Source organism: Sphingomonas sp. OV641 (genome assembly GCF_900109205.1).
In the GTDB taxonomy this organism is placed as follows: Bacteria; Pseudomonadota; Alphaproteobacteria; order Sphingomonadales; family Sphingomonadaceae; genus Sphingomonas.
This window is the reverse complement of the sequence record NZ_FNZB01000001.1, coordinates 1,295,608-1,321,419: the sequence shown is the minus strand read 5'-3', so window position 1 is coordinate 1,321,419 and position 25,812 is coordinate 1,295,608. Positions and strand designations below refer to the sequence as shown.

The 25,812-nt window shown below is 66.6% G+C and carries 24 protein-coding genes; 14 read left to right on the top strand and 10 right to left on the bottom strand.

The window, feature by feature from the left end; genetic code table 11:
- Positions 1-256 precede the first annotated feature (256 nt).
- The 3 genes from BMX36_RS06200 (at position 257) to BMX36_RS06190 (ending at position 2,792) form a co-directional block, all read left to right on the top strand.
- Positions 257-1,507: a lipoprotein-releasing ABC transporter permease subunit gene (locus tag BMX36_RS06200; RefSeq protein WP_093064017.1), complete on the top strand. Its 1,251-nt coding sequence runs from the start codon at positions 257-259 to the stop codon at positions 1,505-1,507.
- A gap of 39 nt (positions 1,508-1,546) precedes the next feature.
- Positions 1,547-2,218 carry an ABC transporter ATP-binding protein gene (locus BMX36_RS06195; protein ID WP_066778347.1) on the top strand — a complete coding sequence of 224 codons (672 nt, stop codon included), beginning with the start codon at positions 1,547-1,549 and terminating at the stop codon, positions 2,216-2,218.
- A 94-nt stretch (positions 2,219-2,312) separates the two neighbouring features.
- Positions 2,313-2,792, top strand: a complete 480-nt coding sequence (locus BMX36_RS06190) for a glutathione peroxidase (RefSeq protein WP_093064016.1) — start codon at positions 2,313-2,315, stop codon at positions 2,790-2,792.
- Between the two features lie 51 nt (positions 2,793-2,843).
- Here BMX36_RS06190 and BMX36_RS06185 read toward each other — a convergent pair whose 3' ends face one another.
- Positions 2,844-3,410, bottom strand: coding sequence for an HdeD family acid-resistance protein (locus tag BMX36_RS06185; protein ID WP_093064015.1), 567 nt, complete (start codon positions 3,408-3,410; stop codon positions 2,844-2,846).
- Positions 3,411-3,500: 90 nt separating this feature from the next.
- Between BMX36_RS06185 and dnaE the strand changes: the two genes are divergently transcribed.
- The gene (dnaE, locus tag BMX36_RS06180) at positions 3,501-6,995 is read left to right on the top strand and encodes a DNA polymerase III subunit alpha (RefSeq protein WP_093065304.1); all 3,495 of its coding nucleotides are present in this window, start codon (positions 3,501-3,503) and stop codon (positions 6,993-6,995) included.
- A gap of 5 nt (positions 6,996-7,000) precedes the next feature.
- Positions 7,001-7,810 (top strand): transporter, encoded by an 810-nt coding sequence (locus BMX36_RS06175; RefSeq protein ID WP_218142138.1) that lies wholly within the window; start codon positions 7,001-7,003, stop codon positions 7,808-7,810.
- Positions 7,811-7,829: 19 nt separating this feature from the next.
- On the opposite strand, the gene BMX36_RS06170 is transcribed toward BMX36_RS06175, so the two are convergent.
- From BMX36_RS06170 to BMX36_RS21635, 5 genes are all read right to left on the bottom strand, one after another.
- Complete coding sequence (locus BMX36_RS06170) at positions 7,830-8,909, bottom strand: PA0069 family radical SAM protein (RefSeq protein WP_093064013.1); 1,080 nt, start codon at positions 8,907-8,909, stop codon at positions 7,830-7,832.
- 74 nt (positions 8,910-8,983) lie between these two features.
- A complete protein-coding gene (locus BMX36_RS06165) occupies positions 8,984-9,190 on the bottom strand; it encodes a DUF2842 domain-containing protein (RefSeq protein WP_093065302.1) in 207 nt (68 codons plus the stop codon).
- Positions 9,187-9,750 (bottom strand): 5-formyltetrahydrofolate cyclo-ligase, encoded by a 564-nt coding sequence (locus BMX36_RS06160; protein ID WP_093064012.1) that lies wholly within the window; start codon positions 9,748-9,750, stop codon positions 9,187-9,189. The genes BMX36_RS06165 and BMX36_RS06160 overlap by 4 nt, the downstream gene beginning before the upstream one ends.
- Positions 9,751-9,902: 152 nt before the next feature.
- Positions 9,903-10,217: a cell division protein ZapA gene (gene zapA, locus BMX36_RS06155; RefSeq protein ID WP_066778464.1), complete on the bottom strand. Its 315-nt coding sequence runs from the start codon at positions 10,215-10,217 to the stop codon at positions 9,903-9,905.
- A complete protein-coding gene (locus BMX36_RS21635; RefSeq protein ID WP_177179036.1) occupies positions 10,217-10,393 on the bottom strand; it encodes a hypothetical protein in 177 nt (58 codons plus the stop codon). Before BMX36_RS21635 ends, zapA begins: the two co-directional genes overlap by 1 nt.
- A 135-nt stretch (positions 10,394-10,528) precedes the next feature.
- On the opposite strand from BMX36_RS21635, the gene gap reads away from it, so the two are divergent.
- The 3 genes from gap to pgk are packed head-to-tail and all read left to right on the top strand — an operon-like array spanning position 10,529 to position 13,178.
- Positions 10,529-11,530, top strand: coding sequence for a type I glyceraldehyde-3-phosphate dehydrogenase (gap, locus tag BMX36_RS06150; RefSeq protein ID WP_066778466.1), 1,002 nt, complete (start codon positions 10,529-10,531; stop codon positions 11,528-11,530).
- Positions 11,530-12,063 (top strand): MOSC domain-containing protein, encoded by a 534-nt coding sequence (locus BMX36_RS06145; protein WP_093064011.1) that lies wholly within the window; start codon positions 11,530-11,532, stop codon positions 12,061-12,063. Before gap ends, BMX36_RS06145 begins: the two co-directional genes overlap by 1 nt.
- The gene (gene pgk, locus BMX36_RS06140; RefSeq protein ID WP_093064010.1) at positions 11,988-13,178 is read left to right on the top strand and encodes a phosphoglycerate kinase; all 1,191 of its coding nucleotides are present in this window, start codon (positions 11,988-11,990) and stop codon (positions 13,176-13,178) included. Before BMX36_RS06145 ends, pgk begins: the two co-directional genes overlap by 76 nt.
- A gap of 201 nt (positions 13,179-13,379) precedes the next feature.
- Here the strand turns inward: pgk and BMX36_RS06135 are convergent, their stop codons facing one another.
- The 3 genes from BMX36_RS06135 to BMX36_RS06125 all read right to left on the bottom strand — a co-directional run bounded on the left by BMX36_RS06135 (position 13,380) and on the right by BMX36_RS06125 (position 16,653).
- Positions 13,380-14,996, bottom strand: coding sequence for a choline dehydrogenase (locus BMX36_RS06135; protein ID WP_093064009.1), 1,617 nt, complete (start codon positions 14,994-14,996; stop codon positions 13,380-13,382).
- Positions 14,997-15,115: 119 nt separating this feature from the next.
- Entirely contained in the window at positions 15,116-16,075 is a 960-nt protein-coding gene (locus BMX36_RS06130) for an NADPH:quinone oxidoreductase family protein (RefSeq protein WP_093064008.1), read from the bottom strand.
- The gene (locus BMX36_RS06125) at positions 16,072-16,653 is read right to left on the bottom strand and encodes a TetR/AcrR family transcriptional regulator (protein WP_231731784.1); all 582 of its coding nucleotides are present in this window, start codon (positions 16,651-16,653) and stop codon (positions 16,072-16,074) included. The genes BMX36_RS06130 and BMX36_RS06125 overlap by 4 nt, the downstream gene beginning before the upstream one ends.
- 86 nt (positions 16,654-16,739) lie before the next feature.
- Between BMX36_RS06125 and BMX36_RS06120 the strand changes: the two genes are divergently transcribed.
- From BMX36_RS06120 to BMX36_RS06105, 4 genes are all read left to right on the top strand, one after another.
- Positions 16,740-17,999 (top strand): acetyl-CoA C-acetyltransferase, encoded by a 1,260-nt coding sequence (locus tag BMX36_RS06120; protein ID WP_066778473.1) that lies wholly within the window; start codon positions 16,740-16,742, stop codon positions 17,997-17,999.
- A gap of 58 nt (positions 18,000-18,057) precedes the next feature.
- Positions 18,058-19,653 carry an acyl-CoA synthetase gene (locus tag BMX36_RS06115; RefSeq protein WP_093065300.1) on the top strand — a complete coding sequence of 532 codons (1,596 nt, stop codon included), beginning with the start codon at positions 18,058-18,060 and terminating at the stop codon, positions 19,651-19,653.
- The gene (locus BMX36_RS06110; protein ID WP_093064007.1) at positions 19,650-21,242 is read left to right on the top strand and encodes an AMP-binding protein; all 1,593 of its coding nucleotides are present in this window, start codon (positions 19,650-19,652) and stop codon (positions 21,240-21,242) included. Before BMX36_RS06115 ends, BMX36_RS06110 begins: the two co-directional genes overlap by 4 nt.
- A gap of 170 nt (positions 21,243-21,412) precedes the next feature.
- Positions 21,413-22,375: an RcnB family protein gene (locus BMX36_RS06105; RefSeq protein WP_093065298.1), complete on the top strand. Its 963-nt coding sequence runs from the start codon at positions 21,413-21,415 to the stop codon at positions 22,373-22,375.
- 122 nt (positions 22,376-22,497) lie between these two features.
- On the opposite strand, the gene BMX36_RS06100 is transcribed toward BMX36_RS06105, so the two are convergent.
- Positions 22,498-23,286 carry an SDR family oxidoreductase gene (locus tag BMX36_RS06100; protein ID WP_093064006.1) on the bottom strand — a complete coding sequence of 263 codons (789 nt, stop codon included), beginning with the start codon at positions 23,284-23,286 and terminating at the stop codon, positions 22,498-22,500.
- A gap of 155 nt (positions 23,287-23,441) precedes the next feature.
- Here BMX36_RS06100 and BMX36_RS06095 point away from each other — a divergent pair, with 155 nt between their 5' ends.
- Both BMX36_RS06095 and BMX36_RS06090 read left to right on the top strand, forming a co-directional pair.
- Positions 23,442-24,260 carry an SDR family NAD(P)-dependent oxidoreductase gene (locus tag BMX36_RS06095; protein ID WP_066778476.1) on the top strand — a complete coding sequence of 273 codons (819 nt, stop codon included), beginning with the start codon at positions 23,442-23,444 and terminating at the stop codon, positions 24,258-24,260.
- A complete protein-coding gene (locus tag BMX36_RS06090; protein WP_371262813.1) occupies positions 24,257-25,765 on the top strand; it encodes an MFS transporter in 1,509 nt (502 codons plus the stop codon). Before BMX36_RS06095 ends, BMX36_RS06090 begins: the two co-directional genes overlap by 4 nt.
- Positions 25,766-25,812 lie beyond the last annotated feature (47 nt).

Genomic DNA, 25,812 nt, shown 5'->3' with positions numbered 1-25,812 from the left:
GTTTCCGACCCGGGCGCCTGCGTGACGATTGCTCGTCAGCCCCCTTGTGCTTCCGCCCGCGCGCCTCATTTATGAAGCGGAGCTGGAAGCGTCCCCGAACCACGGCCTTTGCCTGTGTGCCAGTACGGTAATTGCTAGGTCGTTCCGGATGGGTCGTCCATGAAAATGAACGCCAGCTAAACCGATTGCTGCTGCTCTGTGATTATTTCGCAACAGCGCCGTTGCCAGTGTGCGAAGCCGCCGATAGACGCGAGCCATGATCCTGTCGCGCTACGAACGAATGATCGCGCGGCGCTATCTGCTTCCCGGGCGCGGCGAGCGCTTCATCGTTCTCGTCGCTGGTTTCAGCCTCGGCGCGGTGATGCTGGGGGTGGCGGCGCTCGTGATTGTGATGAGCGTCATGAACGGCTTTCGGGCCGAGCTTTTCGACAAAATCGTCGGGTTGAACGGCCATGCCGTGGTGCAGGGCATCGGCGGCCGCCTGACCGACTGGCGCGACGTGGTGCGCCAGGCGGAGGCGACGCCGGGCGTGACCAGCGCGGTGCCGCTGGTCGAACAGCCGCTGATGTCCACCTATAACGGCCGGGTCGAGGCGGTGCTGGTGCGCGGGATGCGCGTGCAGGACCTGCGTTCGAACCAGACGATCGGCAGCAAGGTGATCACCGGCACGATCAGTTCGCTGACGCCAGGCTCGAATCGCGTGGCGCTCGGCTCGCGGCTGGCCGAATCGCTGGGGGCGACGGTCGGGTCCGAAATCACGCTGATCAATCCCGCCGGGCAGACCACGCCGTTCGGCACGGTGCCGCGTTACGTCAATTACACCGTGGCGGCCGTGTTCGAGATCGGTGTGTACGATTTCGACAAGGCCTATGTGATCATGCCGATGGAGGATGCGCAGACGCTGCTCCTGCTGGGCGATGCGGTCGGCATGATCGAACTGGATACGGTGAACGCCGACCGGGTGGGCCAGATCCTGGCGCCGCTTGCCGAAAAGGTCGGCCGCTTTGCGGTGGTGAGCGACTGGCGGCAGATGAACGCGCAACTGTTCGAGGCGCTGGCGGTGGAGCGCGTCGCGATGTTCGTGGTGCTGTGCATCATCATCCTGGTCGCCGCGTTCAACATCGCCTCCTCGCTGATCATGCTGGTGCGCGCCAAGACGCGCGACATCGCGATCCTGCGCACCATGGGCGCGACCCGCGGCGCGATGATGCGGATCTTCATGACGGTTGGCGTCACGATCGGCGCGCTGGGGATCGTCGCCGGGCTGATCCTGGGCGCGGTGTTCCTGTTCTATCGGCAGGCGGTGGTGAACTTCGTCCAGTTCGTGACCGGGCAGGAGTTGTGGGATCCCTCGATCCGTTACCTGACCGAGCTGCCGTCGAAGCCCGATCCGGTGGAGATCGTGGCGATCGTCCTCATCACCGCGCTGATGACGCTGCTGGCGACCGTTTACCCGGCCTATAAGGCGGCCAGCACGGATCCGGTTCAGGTGCTGCGTTATGAATAGTCGCCGCGTGAGCGCAAAGCGTTGCAATGGGGTGCTGTCGTGACGCCGGTTCTGCAGACGCGCGGCCTGTCGCGCAGCTTCACCCAGGGCGACGAGACGATCGACGTACTGCGCGGCGTGGAACTGTCCGTCGCGCCGGGCGAGATCGTGGCGCTGCTGGGCCCGTCCGGATCGGGCAAGTCGACGCTGCTCCAGGCGGTCGGCCTGCTGGAGGGCGGGTTCGAGGGGTCGATCGAGATTTCCGGCGCGGAGGCGGCGCGGCTGGATGCGCACGGGCGCACGGTGGTGCGGCGCGATCACCTCGGCTTCGTGTATCAGTTCCATCACCTGCTGCCCGATTTCAACGCGATCGAGAATGTCGTGCTGCCGCAGCTGATCCATGGTGCGGAGCGCGACGCGGCGGAGGCGCGCGCCACCACCTTGCTGCAGGCGCTGGGGCTGGGGCACCGGCTGACGCACCGCCCGAGCCAATTGTCGGGCGGCGAGCAGCAGCGCGTCGCGGTGGCGCGGGCGCTGGCCAATCGCCCGGCGCTGGTGCTCGCCGACGAGCCGACCGGCAACCTCGACGAAGGCACGGCGGATCGGGTGCTGGCGGAGTTCCTGCGGCTGGTGCGCGGCGAAGGCTCGGCGGCGCTGATCGCGACGCATAACGAGCGGCTGGCGGCGAAGATGGACCGTGTGGTGCGGCTGCACGACGGCGTGCTGACCTGAGCGCCGCGACACTCCGGCCCCAAGTAGCGTTATTCCCTTGCGCGCAATCAAATATCGCGCGAAACCTCCCTCCCGTCGAGCAAAGGAGAGGGCAATGCGCGCGATCACCGACTTCCAGGTCAAGGCTTCGGACGGGGGGCAAGCTTCGCTGGAGGAATATCGCGGCAAGGTGCTGCTGATCGTCAACACGGCATCGAAATGCGGGTTCACGCCGCAATATGAGGGGCTGGAGGCGCTCCACCGCGACTATGCCGATCGCGGCTTCGAAGTGCTGGCCTTTCCCTGCAACCAGTTCGGCGCGCAGGAGCCCGGCGATGCGGCGGAAATCGCCAACTTCTGCTCGCTGACCTATGACGTGACCTTTCCGGTCTTCGCCAAGATCGATGTCAACGGCGCACAGGCCGATCCGCTGTTCGAACGGCTGAAGAGCGATGCGCCGGGTGTCCTGGGCTCGAAGGCGATCAAGTGGAACTTCACCAAGTTTCTGGTGGATCGCGACGGCAAGGTGGTTGATCGCTATGCGCCGACCACCAAGCCCGAGGACATCCGCAAGGACATCGAGAAGCTGCTGTAGGCGACAGTTCCCGGCACGTGCCTCGACGGGCTCAGCGCAAACGCGTTTGGCTCAATCCGGAAAGGTGAAGGCCGAAGCGCCCGAGCGGTGATCCATGCCCGCCATGATCGCGGTGACGCCGCCGAACAGGAAGCTGGCGCCCAGGATGAAGCCCGGCAGCGTCAGCGCCGAGAAGGGCACGGTGCCGATGATCAGCAAGGCCAGGAGGATGTTGACGACGCCCAGCAGCAGCATCAGCCAGCGGCGGCGACGCATGCGAAAGCCGAGCACGATTTCCAGCGCGCCGCGCAGCAGCAGCCAGGCGGCGACGACGATGGTCAGCGAGATCGCGCCGGTGAGCGGCCGCGCGATCATGATGATGCCGGCCACGATCGACAGCACGCCGAGCAGGATCGAATAACCCCGGCTCTCCGCGCCGGCGCCGCGCAGCCCGGCGATCAGCGAGAAGATGCCGGAGACCGTGAAGGCAATGCCGATGACGAAGGTGGCCGCGATCGTCGCCGGAAAGGGCCAGAGCAGCGCTGCCAGCCCGAACAGCGCGGAAAGCACGCCATAAGCGATGATCCACCCCCAGCCGGCACCCGTCGTCGCCACATGTTCACGGCCCATGTCAGTCATTGTGCAGCCTCCCGTCCATTCGCCTCGAAACGGATCGGTTGTGGCGCAGTTCCGCTGGTCGAATCACGCGGTGGCGGGTAGGCGAAGATGATGCCGCATTCCGGGTTCGTACCGCTTCGCATCTTCTCGTCCTACACGATGCTCGACGGAGCCATCGATCCGAAGGCGATCGCGAAGCAGGCGGCGAAGCTGGGCTTTCCCGCCGCGGCGCTGACCGACCGCAACGGCCTGTATGCGGCCATGGCCTTTTCGGACGCCGCCTTTGGCGAGGGCGTGCAGCCGGTGATCGGAACGATGCTTGGCGTGGCGCGGCCCGACATGCCGGACGGCGTTGCGCCGATCGTCGACTGGCTCGCGCTCTACGCGCAGGACGAGCGCGGCTACGACAATCTGTGCGGGCTGGTGAGCGCCGCGCATCTCGATCGCCCGATCGACCTGCCGCCGCACGTCGACTTTGCGGCGCTGGCCGGGCGCACCGACGGGCTCATCGCGCTGACGGCGGGCGGCGAGGGCGCCCTGGCGAGGCTGTTTGCGGAGGATCAGCCGGCACGGGCGCGCGCCTATGCCGAGCGGCTCGACGCGCTGTTCCCATCCCGCGTCTATGTGGAGCTGGTCCGCCGGGGCGAGGAGATCGAGGAACGCGCGGAGCCGGCGCTGATCGACCTCGCCTATGAGCGTGATCTGCCGCTGGTCGCGACCAATCCCTGCTGCTTCGCCGAACATTCCTTCGCCAAGGCGCATGACGCGATGCTGTGCATCGCCAATTCCACCTATGTCGAAAGCGACGATCGCCCGCGCAGTTCGCCAGACGCGTGGATGAAGCCCGCAGACGCCATGCGCGCCCTGTTCGAGGATCTGCCTGAGGCGATCGCGAACACTCTGGTCGTTGCCAAGCGCTGCGCCGTCGCCGCGCCGAAGCGCAAGCCGATCCTGCCCAGCCTGGCCGGCGACCGCGAAGGCGAGGCGGCAATGCTGCGCGAACGCTCGCACGAGGGGCTGACCGCCCGGCTGAAGCGGATCGAGGAACTGGCAACCGACCCGCTGCCGGAAGGGTGGCAGGACGGATATCGCAAGCGGCTCGACTTCGAACTGGATGTCATCATCCAGATGGGCTTCCCCGGTTACTTCCTGATCGTTGCCGACTTCATTCAATGGGCGAAGTCCCACGACATACCGGTAGGGCCGGGGCGTGGCTCCGGCGCCGGCTCGGCGGTCGCCTGGGCACTGACCATCACCGATCTCGATCCGCTGCAGCTCGGCCTGCTGTTCGAACGCTTCCTGAACCCGGAACGCGTGTCCATGCCGGATTTCGACATCGACTTCTGCGAAACGCGGCGCGGCGAAGTGATCCGCTACGTGCAGGAGAAATACGGGCGCGATCAGGTCGCGCAGATCATCACCTTCGGTAAGCTGAAGGCGCGCGCGGTGCTGAAGGACACCGGGCGCGTGCTGCAGATGAGCTATGGCCAGGTCGATCGTCTCGCCAAGCTGGTGCCCAACCACCCGACCGATCCGTGGACGCTGAAGCGCGCGATCGACGGCGTGGCGGAGCTGCACCGCGAATACGCCAACGACAATCAGGTGCGTCACCTCTTGGATCTGGCGATGCAGCTGGAGGGCCTGCCGCGCCATTCCTCCACCCATGCCGCCGGCGTGGTGATCGGCGATCGGCCGCTGGCGCAGCTCGTGCCGCTGTATCGCGATCCGCGGTCCGACATGCCGGTGACCCAGTTCGACATGAAATATGTCGAGGGCGCCGGGCTGGTGAAGTTCGACTTCCTCGGCCTCAAGACCCTGTCCGTCCTGAAGCGTGCCCTGCACCTGCTGGACAAGCGCGGGATCCACGTCGACCTCGACGCGCTGACCTGGGACGACGAGGCGGTTTATGCCCTGCTCCAGAAGGGCGACACGGTGGGCGTGTTCCAGCTGGAATCCGAAGGCATGCGGCGCACGCTTTCCGCCGTGCGACCGACCAATTTCGGCGACATCATCGCGCTCGTGTCGCTCTACCGGCCCGGCCCGATGGACAACATCCCTTCCTTCGGCCGCCGCAAGCAGGGGACGGAGGCGATCGATTATCCACATCCGCTGCTCGAGCCGATCCTCGCCGAGACCTACGGCATCTTCGTCTATCAGGAACAGGTGATGCAGGCGGCGCAGGTGCTGGCGGGCTATTCGCTCGGCGGCGCTGACCTGCTGCGCCGAGCGATGGGCAAGAAGATCAAGGCGGAGATGGATGCGCAGCGCGCGACCTTCGTCGCCGGCTGCGCCGAGCACAACCAGATCCCCGCCGATCGCGCCAATGCGCTGTTCGACTTGATCGACAAATTTGCCGGCTATGGCTTCAACAAGAGCCACGCAGCCGCTTACGCCCTGCTCGCCTATCAGACCGCGTGGGTGAAGGCGCATTACCCGCACGAATTCTTCGCCGCGTCCATGGCGTATGACATTCATCAGACCGACAAGCTGGCGATCTTCTGCGACGATATGCGCCGGCTCGGCGTCCGCTGCCTGCCGCCCGACATCAACCGCAGCCAGGCCGATTTCGACGTGGAAGTCGATGATGAGGGGCCGGCCGTGCGCTACGCGCTTGCGGCGCTCAAGTCGGTGGGCGAAGGCGCGATGGAAAAGCTTGTCGCGGAGCGCGACGCGAGCGGCCCGTTTGGCCGGCTGGACGATTTCGCCAGCCGGGTGGACCCGCGGCTGATCAACAAGCGGCAGCTGGAAACGCTGGCCGCCGGCGGCGCATTCGATCCGATCGAGCCGAACCGTGCGGGCGTCTATGCCGTGGCGGAGACGATCCTGGCGGTCGCGGCGCGCACGCATGAGGCGAAGACCAGCGGGCAGGGCGGCCTGTTCGGTGATGCCGAGCCGGCAGGCGACGCGATCAAGCTGCCCCCATCGGCACGCTGGAGCATGTCCGAGCGGATGGAGCAGGAGAAGGAGGCGTTCGGCTTCTATTTCTCCGCGCACCCCGTCGACCGGCACGCGCATCTGGCCAAGAGCCATGGCGCGCGGCTCTACACGGCGCTGGCCGAGCTCGCGATCCCCGACGATGGCACGCGCGCCGGCGCAACCATGGCCGCGCTGGTCGAGGAGGCACGCTGGCGCACCTCCGCGCGCGGCAAGAGGTACATGATGGCCACGCTCAGCGACCAGAGCGGCCAGTTCATGGCGACCTGCTTCGACGATGCCGTTGCGGCGGATCTGGAAGAAGCCGCGCGTGAGGGCGGATGCGGCCTCATCACGGTGGAGCTTGATCGCCGCCCGGGCGAGGAAACGCCGCGCGTGACGGTGAAGCGGATCCAGCCGTTCGAGGCGCTGGCATCGCAGGCGCGCTTCGTGGTGGAGGTAATCGTTGGCGAGGCGGCGGCGCTGCCGGCGCTTGCCGGGCTGCTGGAGCATCAGCGCGGCGCGCGCGGCGAGGTGATCGTTCGCGCCCCACTGGCGGAAGGGGAAGCTACGCTGCTGCTCGGCCGCGATTTCCTGCTGGATCTCGAACTGGTGCAGCGGATCGAGGATCTGCCCGGCGTGAAGGGGGTGGAACTGCGCCAGTCGGAGACCCGGCTGGCGCTGGTCGGCTGACGGCGGTGCTGGCGGCGCTATTGCTTCAGGCTGCGGCTGCGCAGGCCGCCCCACCGGAGCGGCACACCGTCTTTGAGCCGACGCCCCGGGCGGAGATGCACGAGTTCAGCACCGATCGCCCTGATGTGACGGAAAGTCCGTATACGTTGGACGCGGGCCATGTGCAGATCGAGCTGAGCCTTGCCGAATACACGCGCGGGCGCGACAACAGCACGACGCTGGACGCGCTGCCGGTCAACGTGAAGCTTGGCCTGTCGGATCACGTGGACGTGCAACTGCTGTTCACGCCTTATCAGCGTGTCGAGAGCGAGGATGGCGTTGACCAGGGCTTCGGCGACGAGACGCTGCTGCGCCTGAAAATCAACCTGCAGGGCAATGATCACGAGCAAACCGCCTTTGCGATCATGCCCTATGTGAAGCTGCCGACCGGCACCGGCGGCCTATCCAACGACCATGTCGAGGGCGGGCTGATCCTGCCCGTCGCCACCGACCTGCCGGGTGATTGGGCGCTGGGCGCGATGCTGGAGGCGGATCTGGTCTATCGCGACGAGGGGCGCGGTTATGGCCTGGATCTGGTGCATAGCGTGACGCTGGGCCATCCGGTGGCCGGTCCCGTCAGCGCCTATGTCGAATATGTCGGCATTCTGCCGCGCGGAGCGGCGGAGGGCGCGGCGCGGCGCTATCAGGCGATCGGCTCGGCCGGGCTGACGCTGGAGGTTGGCGATAACCTGATGTTCGATGCGGGAACGCGGATCGGCTTCAGCGGCGATTCGGACCGTTCGGCGCTGTTCGTGGGAGCGTCGCGCCGATTCTGACCGGAAGGTGCGGCGGCATTCAGAACAACTCGCCCTGATCGCCCGGCGGTGGCCGGAACAGATCGGTGCGCAGCTGCAGCTTCTCCCGGTTCTGGTCGATGCCGTGCCGCCGCCGCGCGATGAGGAAGCGGGTGCGCAGCAGCTCCGCCCAGGGACCTTGCCCGCGCATGCGGGTGAAGAAGCCCGGGTCATTGTCCCTGCCGCCGCCACGCAGCGACTGGATGGTGGCCATCACCTTGCCCGCGCGATCGGGGAAATGCGCGTCCAGCCAGGCCCGGAACAGCGGCGCTACCTCCCATGGCAGCCGCACGGGAATGAAGGAGACACCGCGAGCCCCGGCGGCGGCGGCGCGCGCCACGATCGCCTCCACCTCATGATCGGTGATGGCGGGAATGATCGGCGCCATGTTGACATAGGTCGGCACGCCGGCGTCGCTGAGCTGTCGCACCGCCTTCAGCCGCCGCTCGGGATGGGGTGCCCGTGGCTCGATCGTCATCGCGACCCTCGGCTCCAGCGACGTCACGGAGATCGCCACCGCGACCAGCCCCTTCGCCGCCATGGGCGCGAGAAGATCGAGATCATGCACGACCCGGTCGGATTTGGTCGTGATCATCACCGGGTGATCGCATGACGCAAGCAGCGCGATGATCTCCCGCGTGACGCGCCATTGCGATTCGATCGGTTGATAGGGATCGGTGTTGGTGCCCAGCGCGATGGTGGCGCAGCGATAGCCGGGCTTGCGAAGCTCCGTGTGGAGCAGCGCGGCCGCATCCGGCTTCACGAACAGCCGGGTTTCGAAATCCAGCCCCGGCGAAAGGTCGTGATAGGCGTGGCTGGGACGGGCGAAGCAATAGATGCAGCCATGTTCGCAGCCCACATAGGCGTTGATGCTGCGGTCGAACGGAACGTCCGGGCTCTTGTTGTAGGAGATGATCGTCTTGGGATGGAGCGGCTGCACGCTGGTGCGTACCGGCGCCGCAGGTCCGTCGATGTCGCCGCGCGCGTCAAGCCAGTCGCCGTCGCTCTCCCGCTGCGGCAGGTTGAAGCGATCGCTTACGGCATTGATCGTGGCGCCGCGTTGCGGCCGTGCGTTGCCCATCGCTGCCTCCCTGGACTCGAGGCGGAAGGCTACGAGAACGCAACGGGAACATCAAGGGTCGTGTCAGCCGCGCGTCAGCGCCAGCGGCCGGTTTCCATCCAGCGCAGCAGCGGCTTAAGCGGCGTAATCCAGATGATCCCCGTCACCACATAGAAGACGAGCTGCGCCGCCGGATGCCATGCGCCCACAATGCTCGAGAAGCTCACGATCACGGCGCACCAGACCCCGATCAGGAGCAAGATGACAATCATGCCGGCCGGTTTGCGCCAGGACGGGCTCATGCGGCGATCCATTCTCGTTCGGTGATGATGGCGTGGAGCGGCACGTCCCACGGGTCGAGCGGCACGCGTTCCACTTCCTGCACCGAAAAGGCAACCCCGATGCGGCGGGCGCTGGGGAAGTGTTCGAACGCGCGGTCGTAATGGCCGCCGCCCTGGCCAAGCCGCCCCAAGGTGCGATCGAACGCCACCAGCGGTGCCAGGATCAGGTCCGGTGCAAGCTCCTCCGGGTGATCGGCCGGTTGCAGCAGCCCGAACGGCCCGCTGACCAGCGCGGCGTCGGCCCGCCATTGCAAAAAGCGGAGCGGCGTCGCGCGATCCACGACAAAGGGCAAAGCGATGCGGCAGCCGATCTCGATCGCGGCTGCGACCAGCGCGGTCGGATCCGCCTCCGCCCCGACCGGCGCATAGCTTGCCACCACCATGCCGGGCGACAGCGCAGCGCGGAAGGCGGGAAGCGGTGCGATGACCGGGCGAGGCGACGCCAGCGCGCGCCGAGCGGCGCGACCGGCGGCGCGCAGCGCGCTCTTCTCAGCGGCGGAGGAGGGTGACGGGACCGCCATGGCCGTTTGCCGGGATTTCCACTGACGCCCAGAACGTCAGGTGGGGACCATGTGCGTCGGGCCAGGGCCCGGGCAGGGACAGCCCCCATGGATGATGAATAGCCTCAGGGATAAGTCTAGGCTCGTACCGGGCAGTACCCGTCGCCACCAATCTAGTCGTTCCCCGGCGCACGCTCAAGGGCTTCCGCAAGCGATTCCAGACGATCGGCGACCCAGCTGAGCGCAACCGAGTCCATATCGGCGACAGGTGGGGCAGATGCGGCCTGCTGCGCCTCGCTCAGTTCGTCCGCCAGCATCAGCGCGGTAAGCAGCAGCGCCTGCGGCACGCCGCCATCGCCGGCCGCCCGGATCGCCTGCGGCCAGCGTTCGGACAGCATCGCGCCGAGGCGCCGCACCTCATCCTCGCCGCCCTCGCGCGTGTTGACCACCCAGGGCGTTCCGCCGACGTCAAGCGTGACCCGCGCCATCAGTCGCTCCCCTTGGTGGCGAGCGCGTCCATGCCGGCAATCGCATCGGCCACTTCCTGTCGCAGGGCAGCATGGCGCTCTCGCAGGGCAGCGTGGTCGCCCGCCCGGCTTTCGATTGCTTCCTCGATGCGCCTGATCGCGGCGTCGATCCGCGTCACAGCGTCGCTTTCTGTCATGATTGCGGATTAGGATCGCGCCGCCCTGTCGGCAACCCCCGGAGCGACACTTGGCCGGTCGGTGCGGTTGACGCGCAGCGCATCCGTCGCGCAAAGGCGCGCGAGATATTCGGGACGAGGGGAGAATCGGTCGAGATGACGAAGGTTGCGATCAACGGGTTCGGGCGCATTGGCCGCCTGGTGGCACGCGCGATGCTGGAGCGCGGCGGCGATCTGGAACTGGTGACGATCAACGATCTCGCCGATGCGAAATCCAACGCCTGGCTGTTCAGCCGCGACAGCGTTCACGGCAAGTATCCGGGCACGGTGGTGGCCGAGGGCAACGATCTCGTCATCGACGGCAAGCACATCCGCGTCACGGCGGAGCGTGATCCGGCGAACCTGCCGCACAAGGAACTGGGCGTGGACCTGGTGCTGGAATGCACCGGCTTCTTCACCGATCGCGCCAGCGCGCAGAAGCACATCGATGCCGGCGCCAAGAAGGTGCTGATCTCCGCCCCGGCCAAGGGCGTGGACCTCACCGTCGTGTACGGCGTGAACCATGACAAGCTGGAGGCCGGCCACGCGATCGTCTCCAACGCATCGTGCACCACCAACTGCCTGGCGCCGGTGGCCAAGGTGCTGAACGATGCGATCGGCATCGAGCGTGGCCTGATGACCACCGTTCACGCTTATACCAACGACCAGAAGATCCTGGACCAGATCCACCCGGACCTGCGCCGTGCGCGTGCGGCCGCGATGAGCATGATCCCGACCACCACGGGCGCTGCGCGCGCGGTGGGCGAGGTGCTGCCGGAACTGAAGGGCAAGCTCGACGGATCGGCGATCCGCGTGCCGACGCCGGACGGCAGCCTGGTCGACCTGACCTTCACGCCGAAGCGCGACACGAGCATCGAGGAAGTGAACGCCCTGCTGAAGGCGGCGGCGGAAGGCCCGATGGAGGGCGTGCTGCACTATTCCGACGAGCCGCTGGTCTCGATCGACATCGTCCACACGCCCTATTCGTCCACCGTCGACAGCCTGGAAACGGCGGTGATCGACGGCAAGCTCGTTCGCGTCGTCAGCTGGTACGACAATGAATGGGGCTTCTCCAACCGCATGGTCGACACTGCGACGCTGATGGCCAAGCTGGGGTAATGCCGATTGGCCGCCTCGCCGGAATTGCGCGTCATGCGTTTCCGAAATCGCCGATAGAGGTGATCGAGGCGGCCAACGTCACGCTCGAGGGCGGCATCGCCGGCGATTATCGCGGCGCGATGAAGGGCAAGCCCTACAAGCGGCAAGTGACGCTGATCGAGCGGGGCGACTGGGAAGCGGCAATGGACGACGTCGGCCATGCCATCCCGTGGCAGGAGCGGCGCGCCAACCTTCTCGTCGAGGGCCTCGATCTGCCGCAGGTCGCGGGCGCGCGGCTGCGCATCGGGGCCGACGTGATCCTGGAGATCACGCGCGAGACCGATCCGTGCGAGCGGATGGAAGCGCTTGCCGAAGGGCTGAAGGCGGCGCTCGCAAGCGATTGGCGCGGCGGCGTGTGTACGAAAGTGGTGCAGGGCGGCCATATCGCCGTCGGCGATGAGATCAGGATCGAGGAAACATGGCCAAGTCATTCCGCACGCTCGACGATATTGGAGACGTCCACGGCAAGCGGGTCCTCGTCCGCGAGGATCTGAACGTCCCCTTCGCGGACGGCGCCGTCACCGACGACACGCGGCTGCGGGCAACGATTCCCACCGTTACCGAACTGTCGGACAAGGGCGCGATCGTGCTCGTCCTGGCGCATTTCGGCCGGCCCAAGGGCGTGCCGAGCCCCGAAATGTCACTGGCGCAGATCACCAGGCCCTATGAGGCGGTGCTGGGCCGGCCCGTCCGCTACATCGATTGGGAGGGGGACGCCGCCAATGTCGCGACGCTGCAGCCCGGCGATATCGCGGTGCTGGAGAACACCCGCTTCTTCGGCGGCGAGGAAAAGAACGACCCGGCGGTGATCGATCGCTTCGCCGCGCTTGGCGACCTCTACGTCAACGACGCCTTCTCCGCCGCGCACCGCGCCCATGCCTCGACCGAGGGGCTGGCGCGCAGGCTTCCGGCCTTTGCCGGGCGGGCGATGGAGGCGGAGCTGGTGGCGCTGGAGAAGGCGCTTGGCGAGCCGGAGCATCCGGTGGCGGCCGTGGTCGGCGGGGCGAAGGTGTCGACCAAGCTCGACGTGCTGAAGCATCTCGTGGGCAAGGTCGATCATCTGATCATCGGCGGCGGCATGGCGAACACCTTCCTTGCCGCGCGCGGCGTGGATGTGGGCAAAAGCCTGTGCGAGCACGACCTGACCGGCACGGCCGAGGAGATCCTCGAGGCGGCGGATCGCGCGAACTGCACCGTTCACTTGCCCTATGACGTGGTGGTGGCGAAGGAGTTCAAGGCCAACCCGCCGACGCGCACCGTCAACGTGCATGAAGTCGCCGCCGACGAGATGATCCTCGATGTCGGCCCGGCAGCGGTCGAGGCGCTGGGTGATGTGCTGAAGAACTGCCGCACGCTGGTGTGGAACGGGCCGCTCGGCGCCTTCGAGACGACGCCGTTCGACAAGGCGACCGTCGCGCTGGCGAAGACGGCGGCGGCGCTGACGATCGGCGGCACTCTGGTGTCGGTGGCCGGCGGCGGGGACACGGTCGCGGCGCTGAACCATGCGGGCGTCGCCGACGACCTCACCTTTGTCTCCACGGCAGGCGGCGCGTTCCTTGAGTGGATGGAAGGCCGGGAGCTGCCCGGCGTCGCCGCGCTGATCCAGTAAGCCGAATGCCGGCGCGCGGTGGTGGTCACCGCGCGTCTTTCCTGCTTTCGAAATCGATCGAGCTTCAAAGCGACCACCCCGGCGCAGGCCGGGGTCCAGTTGCGGAGCGAAAGCTGGCAGGCGCACCAATTGTTGCCAGAGCTTTCCCACCTGGACCCCGGCCTTCGCCGGGGTGGCGGCTTTAGAATTTACAGCCGTTGCTCAGGCAGCGAGGGCCGTGGGCTTCTCGACGCCGCGGATGAGATCCGCCGCCTTTTCGGCGATCATGATCGTCGGCGCATTGGTGTTGGAGCCCACCAGCGTCGGCATCACCGAGGCGTCGACCACGCGCAGGCCGGTGAGGCCGCGCACGCGCAGCTGCTCGTCAACCACCGCCATCTTGTCCCCATCGGTGCCCATCTTGCAGGTGCCGACCGGGTGATAGATGGTTTCCGCATTGGCGCGGACCCAGGCGTCGATCTCCGCGTCGGACTGGACCGCGCGACCGGGCGCATATTCCTCGCCGCGATAGGGATCGAGCGCGGCCTGATACGCGACCTCCCGCCCGATATGGACGCAATCGCGCATCACGCGGCGATCCACCTCGCTTGCCAGATAATTGGCGAAGATCAGCGGATCGGCGGTGGGATCGGTCGACGCGAGGCCGATGCGGCCCCGGCTCTCCGGGCGAAGCTGGCACAGGTGAAGCGAGAAGCCGTCTGCCTTTACCCGCGTCTTGCCGTGATCCTTCATGATCGCGAGCACGCCGTGAATCTGCACGTCGGGGCGCGACAGCCCCTCGCGCGAGCAGATGAAGGCGCCGGATTCAAGGAATTGCTGGCGCCCCAGGCCCGTGCCGCGAGTCAGATATTCCAGCCCGACGCGCAACTGCCGCAGCCCCTTGGTCGAGGAAAAGGCGGTCTTCAGCCCGCGGCTGTACCAGCTCATGATGATGTCGAGATGATCCTGCAGGTTTTCGCCGACGCCCGGCAGGTCATGGACCGGCCGCACGCCAACCTCGCGCAGCGCCGCGCCGTTGCCGATGCCCGACAGCTGGAGGATGTGCGGGCTCTGCACCGCGCCGGCGCACAGGATCGCCTCGCCATCCACCTCGGCGCGCTGGAATTGATTGTCCTTGATGTAGTTGACGGCAACGACCCGGCCGCCAGCGACCACCACGCCCGCAGTGCGCGCATCGGTGATCACGGTCAGGTTCGTCCGCGTGGCGACCGGGCGCAGATAGGCGGCGGCGGTGGACCAGCGCTGGCCGTTCGAGATCGTCAGATCATAGCGACCGAAGCCTTCCTGCTCGGCGCCATTGAAATTCTCCGTCACCGGATAGCCGGCCTGTCGCCCTGCCTCGATCAGCGCGTCGTGAAAGGGACTGTCGCTTTCGCCGCCGGAGATCGTCAGCGGGCCTTCCGACCCGTGCAGCTCATGAACGCGATGATGGCCTTCCAGCTTGCGGAAATAGGGGAGCACGTCCTCCCACGACCAGCCGGTCAGGCCAAGCTGGCGCCATTCGTCGAAATCCTGCGGGTGCCCGCGCGTATAGACCATGCCGTTGATGGAGGAGGAGCCGCCCAAACCCCGGCCGCGCGGCCACCAGAGGCGGCGATTGTTCAAATGGGGTTCCGGCTGGGTCCAGAAGCCCCAATTGTGCTTGCCCTTGGCCTTGATCAGGCTGCCGACGCCCGCGGGCATCCGCACCAGCATCTCCTTGTTCGCGCCGCCCGCTTCCAGCAGGCAGACGGTGACGGCGGGATCCTCGCTGAGCCGCGCCGCGAGCGTGCATCCGGCCGAACCCCCGCCGATGATGACGTAATCGAAACCAGCCATCTTCCTCTCCGTTCATTTTCTCATCCCCGCCCGCGAGGATGGCTGAGACGATCTTGCGCGAGGAGCGGGGCTGATGGCCAGCGCTAATTCCGTGCGGCTGGCCGGGGCTGTCCCACCCGTCAGGGCACCAGCACGATCTTCCCGATCATGTCGCTGCGCTGCATCGCCTCGAACGCGGCGCGCCAGTCATCCAGCGGATATTCGGCATGGACACGCGGACGTATCCTGCCCTGCTCCGCCAGCGCCCAGATCGCCTCCTGGTTCTCGCGGCCCTTTTCAGGGAACTGGCGTCCATATTCGCCAGCGCGAACGCCGACGACCGAAAAACCCTTGATCAGCGGCATGTTGGTGGAAATTGTTGCGATCCGGCCGGAGGTGAAGCCAACCACGCACAGGCGCCCGCCAAAGGCGATGGCGCGTACCGATTCGTCGAACACATCGCCGCCCACCGGATCGTAGATTACGTCCGCACCGCCGCCGGTAAGTTCCTTCACCGGATCGCGAAATCCGCTGGCGGGCAGGCAGGCCTCGACGCCATACTCAGCTTGCAGCACGGCCAGCTTTTCGGGCGAGCGGGATGTCGCGATCACCCGCGCGCCGAGTGACGTCGCCATGTCGACCGCGGCCAGGCCGACGCCGCCAGTGGCGCCGTGGATCAGCACCCATTCGCCCGCCTCGACCTTGGCCAGCCGCACCAGCGCGACATAGGCGGTGAGATAAGCGGCGCCGACCCCGGCGGCCTGCCCGAAGGACAGGTGCGCGGGCTTGCGCCGCACCGCTGCGGTATCCACGCAGACCATGTCCGCAAAGCCGCCGAGCCGCGTTCCCGCGACCACGGGATCGCCAGGTGAAAAGCCATCACCCTCAACAACTTCGCCGGCGATCTCCATGCCCGGTGAGAAGGGCAGGGGCGGCTTTAGCTGATATTCGCCGCGCGTCATGAGAAGATCGGGATAGTTGAGCGCCGCGGCCTTGACCCGGATGAGCACCTTGCCCGGCGCGGCCTGTGGCGCTGGGACCTCGATGAGGGCGGTTCCCGACAGGTCCGGCGACAAGGTGGAGACGACAAGCGCCCTCACTGACGGTCGACCATGATGTCGAGCAGGGAATCGAACAAGGTCGCCATGTCGAGGTGCGGCGCGTGAACCTTGCTGAGCCCCAGGGTAATCAGACCATAAGCGCGGATTTCCGCCTCGCTGCGGGAAAAGCCGATTTGCATGAGGCTGCTCGCCAGGAAATCGAGCATCAGCTCATCATGCCGCTCAACGGCGGTGCGCGCGCGAGGGTCGCTTTCGGCCCAGGCCCGCATCGCCACCGCAATGCGCGAGGAGCCGCGGCGGCGCACCGTTTGCCCCAGCAGGCGGATCCGCCCGATCGGATCGGGCGTGGCGCGCCCGAGCGCCGCGATCAGGTCGCTCACCTGATCCTCCGCGAAATAGGCCGCCAGCTTGCCCTGATAATCGTCGAAGTCACGGAAGTGATGATAGAAGCTGCCGGTCGAGACCTTCAGTTCCTCGGCCAGCGGGCGCAGCTTCAGCGCACGCAGGCCGCCGCGCCGCAGGAGCGACTGGCCCGCCTCCAGCCAATCACGCGGAGTCAGGTCCGGGCTTCTTGCCGCTACGGTTGATCCCGAAACTACTGGCTGCACGCTTGACATCCCTTCTACCATAACGAAGGTTATGCTGGAATACCGCGCCGGTAAAGAGCCGGTGGGGGTGGGTCTCTTGGAGAGGTTTTGACGCAATGGCCGACGCTTACATCATCGACGCTGTCCGCACGCCGCGCGGGATCGGCAAGCAGGGCAAGGGCGCGCTGGCGCACATGCACCCGCAGCATCTCGCCGCCACCGTGCTGAAGGCGCTGAAGGAGCGCAACAACATCAAGACCGAAGAGGTGGACGACATCATCTGGTCGACCTCCACGCAGCGCGGCAAGCAGGGCGGCGACATGGGCCGCATGGCCGCGCTCGACGCCGGCTATGACGTGAAGGCGAGCGGCACGACGCTGGACCGTTTCTGCGGCGGCGGCATCACCGCGGTGAACTTCGCCGCGGCGCAGATCATGAGCGGCATGGAAGACTTGGTCATCGCCGGCGGCACCGAGATGATGAGCCTCACTGCCGCCATGGGCCAGGAGGACATGGAATCCGGCAAGGCGCCGCTCGGCATGGGATCGGGCAACGAGCGCCTGAACCTCAGCCACCCGCAGTCGCACCAGGGCATCTGTGGCGATGCGATCGCCAGCAAGGAAGGCTTCACCCGCGAGCAGCTCGACCGCGCCGGTCTGGAAAGCCAGCAGAAGGCGGCGGTCGCCATCCAGGAAGGCCGTTTCAAGAAGTCGATCGTGCCGGTGGTGGACGACGAGGGCAACGTCGTGCTCGACCATGACGAATTCCCGCGTCCGCAGACGACCGCCGAGGGTCTCGCCGCGCTGAAGCCGTCCTTCGCCGCCATGGCCGACATGCCGTACAACAAGGCTGGCGACACGTTCCGCAAGCAGATCAACCGCAAATATCCGGATCTCGACATCCAGCACTTCCACCATGCCGGCAATTCGTCGGGCGTGGTCGACGGCGCGGCGGCGGTGCTGCTCGCGTCGAAGGAATATGCCGAGAAGATGGGCTGGAAGCCGCGCGCGCGCATCGTCGCCATGGCCAATGTCGGTGATGATCCCACGCTGATGCTGAACGCGCCGGTGCCGGCCGCCAAGAAGGTGCTGGAGAAGGCCGGCCTGACGGTGGACGACATCGACCTGTTCGAGATCAACGAGGCGTTCGCCGTTGTGTCCGAGAAGTTCATCCGCGATCTCGACCTGCCGCGCGAGAAGGTGAACGTGAACGGCGGTTCGATCGCGCTCGGCCACCCGATCGGCGCGACCGGATCGATCCTGATCGGCACCATCGTTGACGAACTGGAGCGCCAGGAAAAGCGCTACGGCCTCGTCACCATGTGCGCCGCGGGTGGCATGGCCCCGGCGATCATCGTCGAGCGCCTCGCCGCCTGATCGAAGCAGAAGCAAGACCGCGAGCGGGCCGATAGCGCCCGCCGCGGCGGAGAGAATGATGACGCACCCGTACAAGCACGCCGCCGCCACGCCCGACAAACCCGCCTTCATCATGGCCGGAACGGGGGAGACGGTCTCGTTCGCACAGCTCGATGCGCGCGCGAACCAGGGTGCGCATCTGATCCGATCGCTGGGCCTTAAGCGCGGTGACGCGATGGCCATGATGATGGATAACTCGCCGCGCTATTTCGAGGTCGCCTGGGCGGCCGAGCGCGCCGGCGTCTATCTCACCTGCATTTCGTCCAAGCTGATGGCGGCGGAAGCGGAATATATCATCCGCGACGGCGACTGCCGCGTGTTCATCGCGTCAAAGGGCACGGCCGCCTGCGCCGAGGCGCTGCTGCCCGTCGTCGGCGATCTCGACCGCTACATGGTGGATGGCACGGCGGAAGGGTATCAGAGCTGGGAGGAAGCGTGCGCCGCGCAGCCGACCACGCCGATCGCCGACCCGTCGCCGGGCCAGATCATGCTCTATTCCTCCGGCACGACGGGCAAGCCGAAGGGCGTGCGCTTCGCCCTGCCGGAGGAGCCTTATGGCGAGAACATCTCGCCGCTCGCCGGGATCGGCAGCGCGCTGTACGGCTTCACCAGTGACATGGTCTATCTGTCGCCGGCGCCGCTTTACCATGCCGCGCCGCTGCGCTGGTCGATGGCGGTGCAGCAGCTTGGCGGCACGGTGATCGTGATGGAGCGCTACGACGCCGAAAAGGCGCTGGAGGCGATCGAGAAGTTCAGGGTCACGCACGCGCAATGGGTGCCCACCCATTTCATCCGCATGCTGAAGTTGCCGGAGGAAGTGCGTGCGAAATATGACGTTTCGTCGCTTCAGGCGGTGTGGCACGCCGCCGCGCCGTGCCCGATCCCGGTGAAGGAGGCGATGATCGAATGGTGGGGCCCGATCATCGGCGAATATTATGCCGGGACGGAAGGAAACGGCTTCCACAACATCCTCTCGCCCGAATGGTTGACGCACAAGGGCTCGGTCGGCCGCAACCTGACCACCATCACCCATATCTGCGACGAGGATGGTAACGAGGTGCCGCCGCGCACGGAGGGCACGATCTATTTCGAGGCGCCGGTAACGGATCTGAACCCCACCGGCGCGGCGCCGTTCAGCTATCACAACGACCCCGAGAAGACGAAGGACAGCACCAATGCGCGGGGCTGGACGACGCTGGGCGATGTGGGCTGGATGGATGAGGAAGGGTATCTTTACCTCACCGATCGCAAGAGCTTCATGATCATCTCGGGCGGGGTGAACATCTACCCGGCCGAGATCGAGAACCTGCTGATCACCCATCCCAAGGTCGCCGATGTCGCGGTGATCGGGGCGCCGCACGAGGAAATGGGCGAGCAGGTCGTGGCGGTGATCCAGCCCAAGGATCTCGCGGCCGACCAGGAGGCGCTGGCGAGCGAGCTGGCGGACTATGCCCGCGCGAACCTCAGCCATGTCAAATGCCCGCGCCGTTGGGATTTTCGCGCCGAGCTGCCGCGCCACGACACCGGCAAGCTCTACAAGCGGCTGCTGCGCGACGAATATTGGGGCAAGACCAAGCCGGCCGAGGCGGTGCCGCCGACGGAGCAGGCGGCATGAGCTTCAACTTCGGGGACATGATCGAGGCCGTGGAGGCCGTGATCCCCGGCGACCGGCCGGCGCTGGCGCATGGCGATCAGGTGGTGGACTGGGCGACGCTGCGGGCGCAGTCCAACAACCTTGCCCGGGCACTGGTGGAACGCGGGCTGAAGCCCGGCGATCGCTTCGCCTTTTATGCCTATAATTCGGCGGATTACCTCGTTGCGCTGATGGCGTGCTGGAAGGCGCGCGGCACGCATGTGAACGTCAACTACCGCTATGTCGCCGATGAGCTGGCCTATATCCTCGCGGACAGCGATGCGACGGTGCTGGTCTATGATGCCCGCCTGCGCGACTGTGTCGAGGAGGTGGTCGACCGCTCGCCGCTGGTGCGCAGCTATGTAGAAATCGGCGGCGACGGGACAGCGCCCGCCTTTGCCGAAGCGTTCGAGGATCTGGTGCAGGGCGACGGTGCACCGCTCGGGTTGGCGCGGGACCCGCAGGACCGGTTCTTCATCTATACCGGCGGCACCACGGGCATGCCCAAGGGCGTGGTGTGGAGCCATGCCGATTTGAACGCCATTGCTCTTGGCGCGGCCGAGGCTGCCGGCCTGCCGGTGCCGACGACCGTGGAAGAGGCGGCGGCGCTTGCCGCGGCAAATCCCGATTATCCGCGCACCGTCTGCGGCCCGCCGCTGATGCACGGCACGGGGCTGCTGACCTCCTATGGCTCGCTTTTGGGGGGCGGCTTTGTCGCGACCCTGCCGAGCCGCAGCTTTCACCCGGAGGAGGCGCTGGACGCGATCGACCGGTGGCAGGCCAATCGGCTCGTCGTGGTCGGCGATGCCTTTGCCCGGCCGATCCTGGAGGCGCTCGATGCCGAGCCGAACCGCTGGGATGTTTCGTCCATGCGGCTGATCAACTCATCGGGCGTGATGTGGACGCAGGGCGTCAAGGACGGGCTGATCCGGCATATGCCGGAGGCGACCTGCCAGGATAATTTCAGCTCCTCCGAAGCGATCGGCATGGGCGTGTCGCTGACGACCAAGGACGGCACGGTGGAAACCGCGAAGTTCGTCGTCGGCCCGCGCTGCCGCGTGCTGGACGATGATGACAAGGATGTGGTGCCCGGCTCGGGAGTCACGGGCAAGGTGGTGCTCGGTCCGCCCAATCCGGTCGAATATCACAAGGATCCGGAAAAGAGCGCACGGACATTCCGCGTGATCGACGGCGCGCGCTACACCGTGTCCGGCGATTTTGCGCAGGTGGCGGAGGATGGCTCGGTCATCCTGCTCGGCCGCGGTTCGGCGTGCATCAACTCCGCGGGCGAGAAGATTTTCCCGGAGGAGGTCGAGGAAGCGCTGAAGCTGTGCCCGCAGGTGGATGACGCGCTGGTCTTCGGCATGCCCGATCCGAAATGGGGCCAGGCGGTGGCAGCGGTGGTGCAGTCCGTGCGCGGCTTCGACGAGGGCGTGACGCGCGACGTGCTGCGCACGAAGCTGGCCGGATACAAACTGCCCAAGCTGATCGTCGCCACCGGCGAATCGCTCCGGGCGCCGAATGGCAAGGCGGATTATGCCAAGGCCAAGGGGCTGGCCGGCGTCGCCTGACGCCAGCGGCCCGCCAGGGGATGGCGCTAGCGGAGCGGAACACGCCCCGCTGTGCCCGTCATTCCTTTCGCAACGCTGACAGTCACATTCAGGCATCATTCGCCCCTGTCCGTGCAAAAGGGCTGCATCATCGGGGCCGGCTTGTGCGTCGGCGGTGGAGTTTGCAGCAGATGGGCAGGAGATTGGTGGCGGCGTTGATGGCGGCAGCGGCGCTGGTGCCTGGCGTCACCGTAGCGCAGGAGCGTGGCGGCGGTGGCCGGCAATGGAGCAGCGGCGCGCAGCAGCGGCAGGGCCAGCCCGGCGGGGACTGGCAGCGCGGCGGCCAGCGCGCGCGCGGCCCGGAGCGTCAGGCGCAGGCCGGCGCAGAACAGGCTCGGCAGCGATCCAATGTGCGCAGCGACCGAGTGCAAAGGCGCGAAACGCCGCGCACCGATGCGGGCCGGGACTTGCGTCAGGAACGCCGGGAGCAGCGTCGTGACTTCACGGCCGAGCGGCAGCGCGATCGCCAGGCGCTTTCCTCCGGAGCGGTGACGCGCGATGCGTTCCGTGCCGACCGGGCGCGCGACACCCAGGCATTCCGCCGCGACCGCACGCAGGACCGGAGAGAGCTGCAGCGCGACCGTCGCAACGAAGTGCAACGTAGCTGGTCGCGCAGCAGTGCCGACTGGAACGACCATGCGCGCTGGGATGATCGCCGGAGCGACTGGAACGATCGGCGACCGGGCTATGATCGGAATGATCGCGGCGGATGGGATCGGGGCAACTGGGACCGGGGCAATCGGGATCGGGGCAGCTGGGATCGCGGCAACTGGGATCGTGGGGGCTGGAATCGAGACTGGCGCCGCGACTCGCGCTACGATTGGGGTCGCTGGCGGGCGACGAACCGCAATGCCTTCCGCCTGCCGCGCTATTACGCGCCCTACGGCTGGAACCAGGGCTATCGCAGGTTTGCGGTAGGTGCGGTCCTCTCGTCGGTGCTGTTCGCGCAGAGCTACTGGATCAACGATCCTTATGCCTATCGCCTGCCCGACACGGACGGGGCGTTCCGCTGGGTGCGCTATTACAATGATGCGCTGCTGGTGGATGTCTATTCGGGCGAAGTGGTGGACGTGATCCACGACATCTTCTGGTAAGCAGACGCCGCTGCCGGGCGCGGGGCTGAAGGTGTGCGCCGCAACGCGCCGTTCGGCAGAGAAGAAGCAGGGGCCTGGTCACCCGCCAGGCACCTGCTTCACGACGTTCACGCTTGAGCGGATCAGGCCTCCAGGCTGGTTCCCAGCGCGGCATTGACCAGGCCGCCGTCCACCACCAAAGTGTCGCCGACGACATAGTCGCTGGCTCGGCTGGCAAGGAAGATCGCGGCGCCCGCCATGTCCTCGAAATTGCCGATCCGGCGCATTGGGATGCCCTTGGCGACCTCGTCACCATGATCGCGCGCGGCGCGGTTCATCTCGCTGGCGAAGGCACCGGGGGCGAGGCTGGTGACGATGATGCCGTCCTTGATCAGCCGGGCCGCCATCCGCTTGGTCAGATAGATCAGCGCCGCCTTGGACGCATGGTAGCTGTAGGTGTCCCATGGATTCAGCCGCATGCCGTCAATGGAGGTGATGTTGATCACCTTGGAGGGCGCATCGTGGCTCGCGTCGGTCTTCAACAGGCCATGCAGCGCCTGGGTGAGGAAGAAGGGCGATTTGACGTTGAGGTCCATCACCTTGTCCCAGCCGCTCTCCGGAAACTCTTCGAACGGCACGCCCCAGGCCGCGCCGGCGTTGTTGACCAGGATGTCGAGGTGATCCTCCCGCTCCGCCAGGGCGGCGGCGAGCGCGCGGCATCCCTCCACCGTCGCCACGTCCTGCGGCAAGGGGATGCATTTGGGGCCAAGTTCCGCCGCCGTCTCGTCGCACGCGGCTGCCTTGCGGGACGAGATGTAAACGGTCGCGCCCTGCTCGATGAAGGCCTTGGCGATCATCTTGCCGATGCCGCGGCTGCCGCCGGTGACGAGCGCGGTGCGCCCCTCCAGGCTGAAAAGACTGCTCAGGCTCATCCGTAACCTCCCTAATCCGATCGTCTCGTGTGACCGCCGGCTAGCGGCGCGGATCGCCCGGGACAAGCGGCCTACCGCTTTTTCGAACAGGTTATGATTGACGGCGAGCGATGCCATACTATGCTGCCGAAAAACAGAAATGACAGGATGAGAGGATGCGCTTTTCGGGCAAGCGTGCCGTCGTGACCGGCGGCGCTTCGGGCATCGGTCGTGCAACGGCTTTGCGGCTGGCGGAGGAGGGTGCCGAGGTCTGGATCGGCGACATTGATGAGGCCGGCGGCCGGGAGCTTGCCAGCACCTCCAACGGCAAGATCCACTTTCAGCTTTGCGATGTGACCCAGGCGGAGGAGATCCGCGCGCTGATGGAGGCGCCGGGCGAACTGGACGTCCTGTTCAACAATGCCGGTGCCGGCGGCGCGCCCGAGAAGATCGACGAGATCGCGCCCGAGGATTGGGACCGGACCCAATCATTGCTGCTCCGCTCCGTGGCGCTCGGCATGCGTTATGCCGCGCCGCTGATGGCGAAGCGCGGCGGCGGCGCGATCGTCAACACCTCCTCCGTTTCCGCACTGGGCACCGGCTATGCGCCGACCGCCTATTCGACGGCAAAGGCCGGGGTGCTGCACTTGTCCAAGATGGCGGCCGCGGATCTGGCAAAGCACGGCATCCGCGTGAACGCCGTCATCCCGGGCTTCATCACCACCAACATCTTCACCCGCCACCTGGACGTGCCGGCCGACAAGCTGGAGCGCGCGAACCAGGTGATCGCGCAGGTCGCCGCCGGGGCCCAGCCGGTGAAGCGCGCCGGTCGGCCGGAAGACATCGCCGCCGCGGTATCCTTCCTGCTCAGCGAGGACGCGGCCTTTGTCACCGGCACGCATCTGGTGGTGGATGGTGGTATAACCATTGGAACGCGGCAGAGTTGGGATCCGGACCAGCCCGGATTGTTCGCCGCACTGGAGGCTCTGCAATGAGCGCTACTCTCGCAAGCACCGCCTCTGTCCGCAGCGCGCCTGCCGGGCGACGGCTGCGCGGCAGCACCATGGCGAGCTACGGCTTCGGCGCTGCCGCTTATGGCGTGAAGGATTCCGGCTTCGGCACGTTCCTGCTGCTGTTCTACAATCAGGTGATCGGCGTGCCGGCTGCGACGGTCGGCTTCGTCATCATGTGCGCGCTGATCATCGATGCGTTCGTTGATCCGACGATCGGCTTCCTCTCCGATCGCACGCGAACGTCCTGGGGGCGGCGCCATCCGTGGCTTTATGGCTCGGCGCTGCCGATCATGCTTGGCTGGGTGCTGCTGTGGAACCCGCCGCAAAGCTCGCAGGCGGCGACGCTTGGCTGGCTGTTCGTGATCGCCGTGATGGTGCGCAGCGCGGTCAGCGCCTATGAGGTGCCGAGCCAGGCCATGGCGGCCGAGCTCAGCTCGGATTATGACGAGCGCACGCGGATCATGGCCTATCGCTATCTGTTCGGCTGGGCCGGCGGGCTGGTGATGCTGATCGCGGCCTATTGGATCTTCCTGGCGCCGACGCCGGAATATCCCAACGGTCTGCTCAATCCGAACGGCTACAAGGGGTTCGCTATCGCCGGCGCGCTCTTCATGGGGGTCGCGATCCTGACATCCGCCATGGGAACGCATCGTGAGATCCCGAACCTGCCGTCGCCAGTGATCGAAAAGCAGACGATCGGCCAGAACTTCGCCGAGCTTGGGCAGACGCTCCGAAACAAGGCGTTCCTGATCCTGATGGCGGCCGGCCTGTTCGTTTATACGAACCAGGGCATCACCTATGCCATCTCCAACTATCTCTACACCTATGTCTGGCGCTTCACGACGGTGACGATCGCCGGGCTGACGGTGCCCACCTTTGTGCCGCTCAGCATGGTCCTGTTCGGCGGCGTTCTGGTGGCCTTTGTTCTCGCGCCGCGCATCGGCCAGGTGACGAGCAAGCCCAAGGCGGCATCGACCGCTGCCGTGCTGGCCATCATCATCGGCACCTCGCCCTATTGGGCGCGGCTGGCGGGCGTGTTCCCCGAAGTTGGCAGCCCCGCCATGCTCCCGCTGCTCTTCACCATGCTGGCGCTCGGCACGGCGGCCAGCGTGACGGCGCACATCCTGGGCGCATCGATGATGGCGGACGTGGTGGAGGATTCCGAGCAGCGAACCGGACGGCGTTCCGAGGGCGTCTTCTTCGCCGGTGGCTTCTTTATCCAGAAATGCACCAGCGGGGTCGGCATCTTCGTGACCGGCCTGATCCTTGCGGCCGCCAACTTCCCGGCCAAGGCCGTGCCGGGGCAGGTGCCGGTGGAGGTGCTCGATCGCCTGACCGTCATCTATATCGTCGCGGCGACCGGCCTGGCGCTGGTGGCAGCCGCCCTCTATCGCGCCTTTCCCTTCGGCCGCGCCGAACATACCGCGCGGCTTGAGGCATTGCGCATGCAAGCGCTTGATTCGGAGCGGGTTGATCCCGTTCCCTGACGGTCAGGCCCCGTTCAGTTGCTGCGCCCGGCACTTCGTCGGCGCGG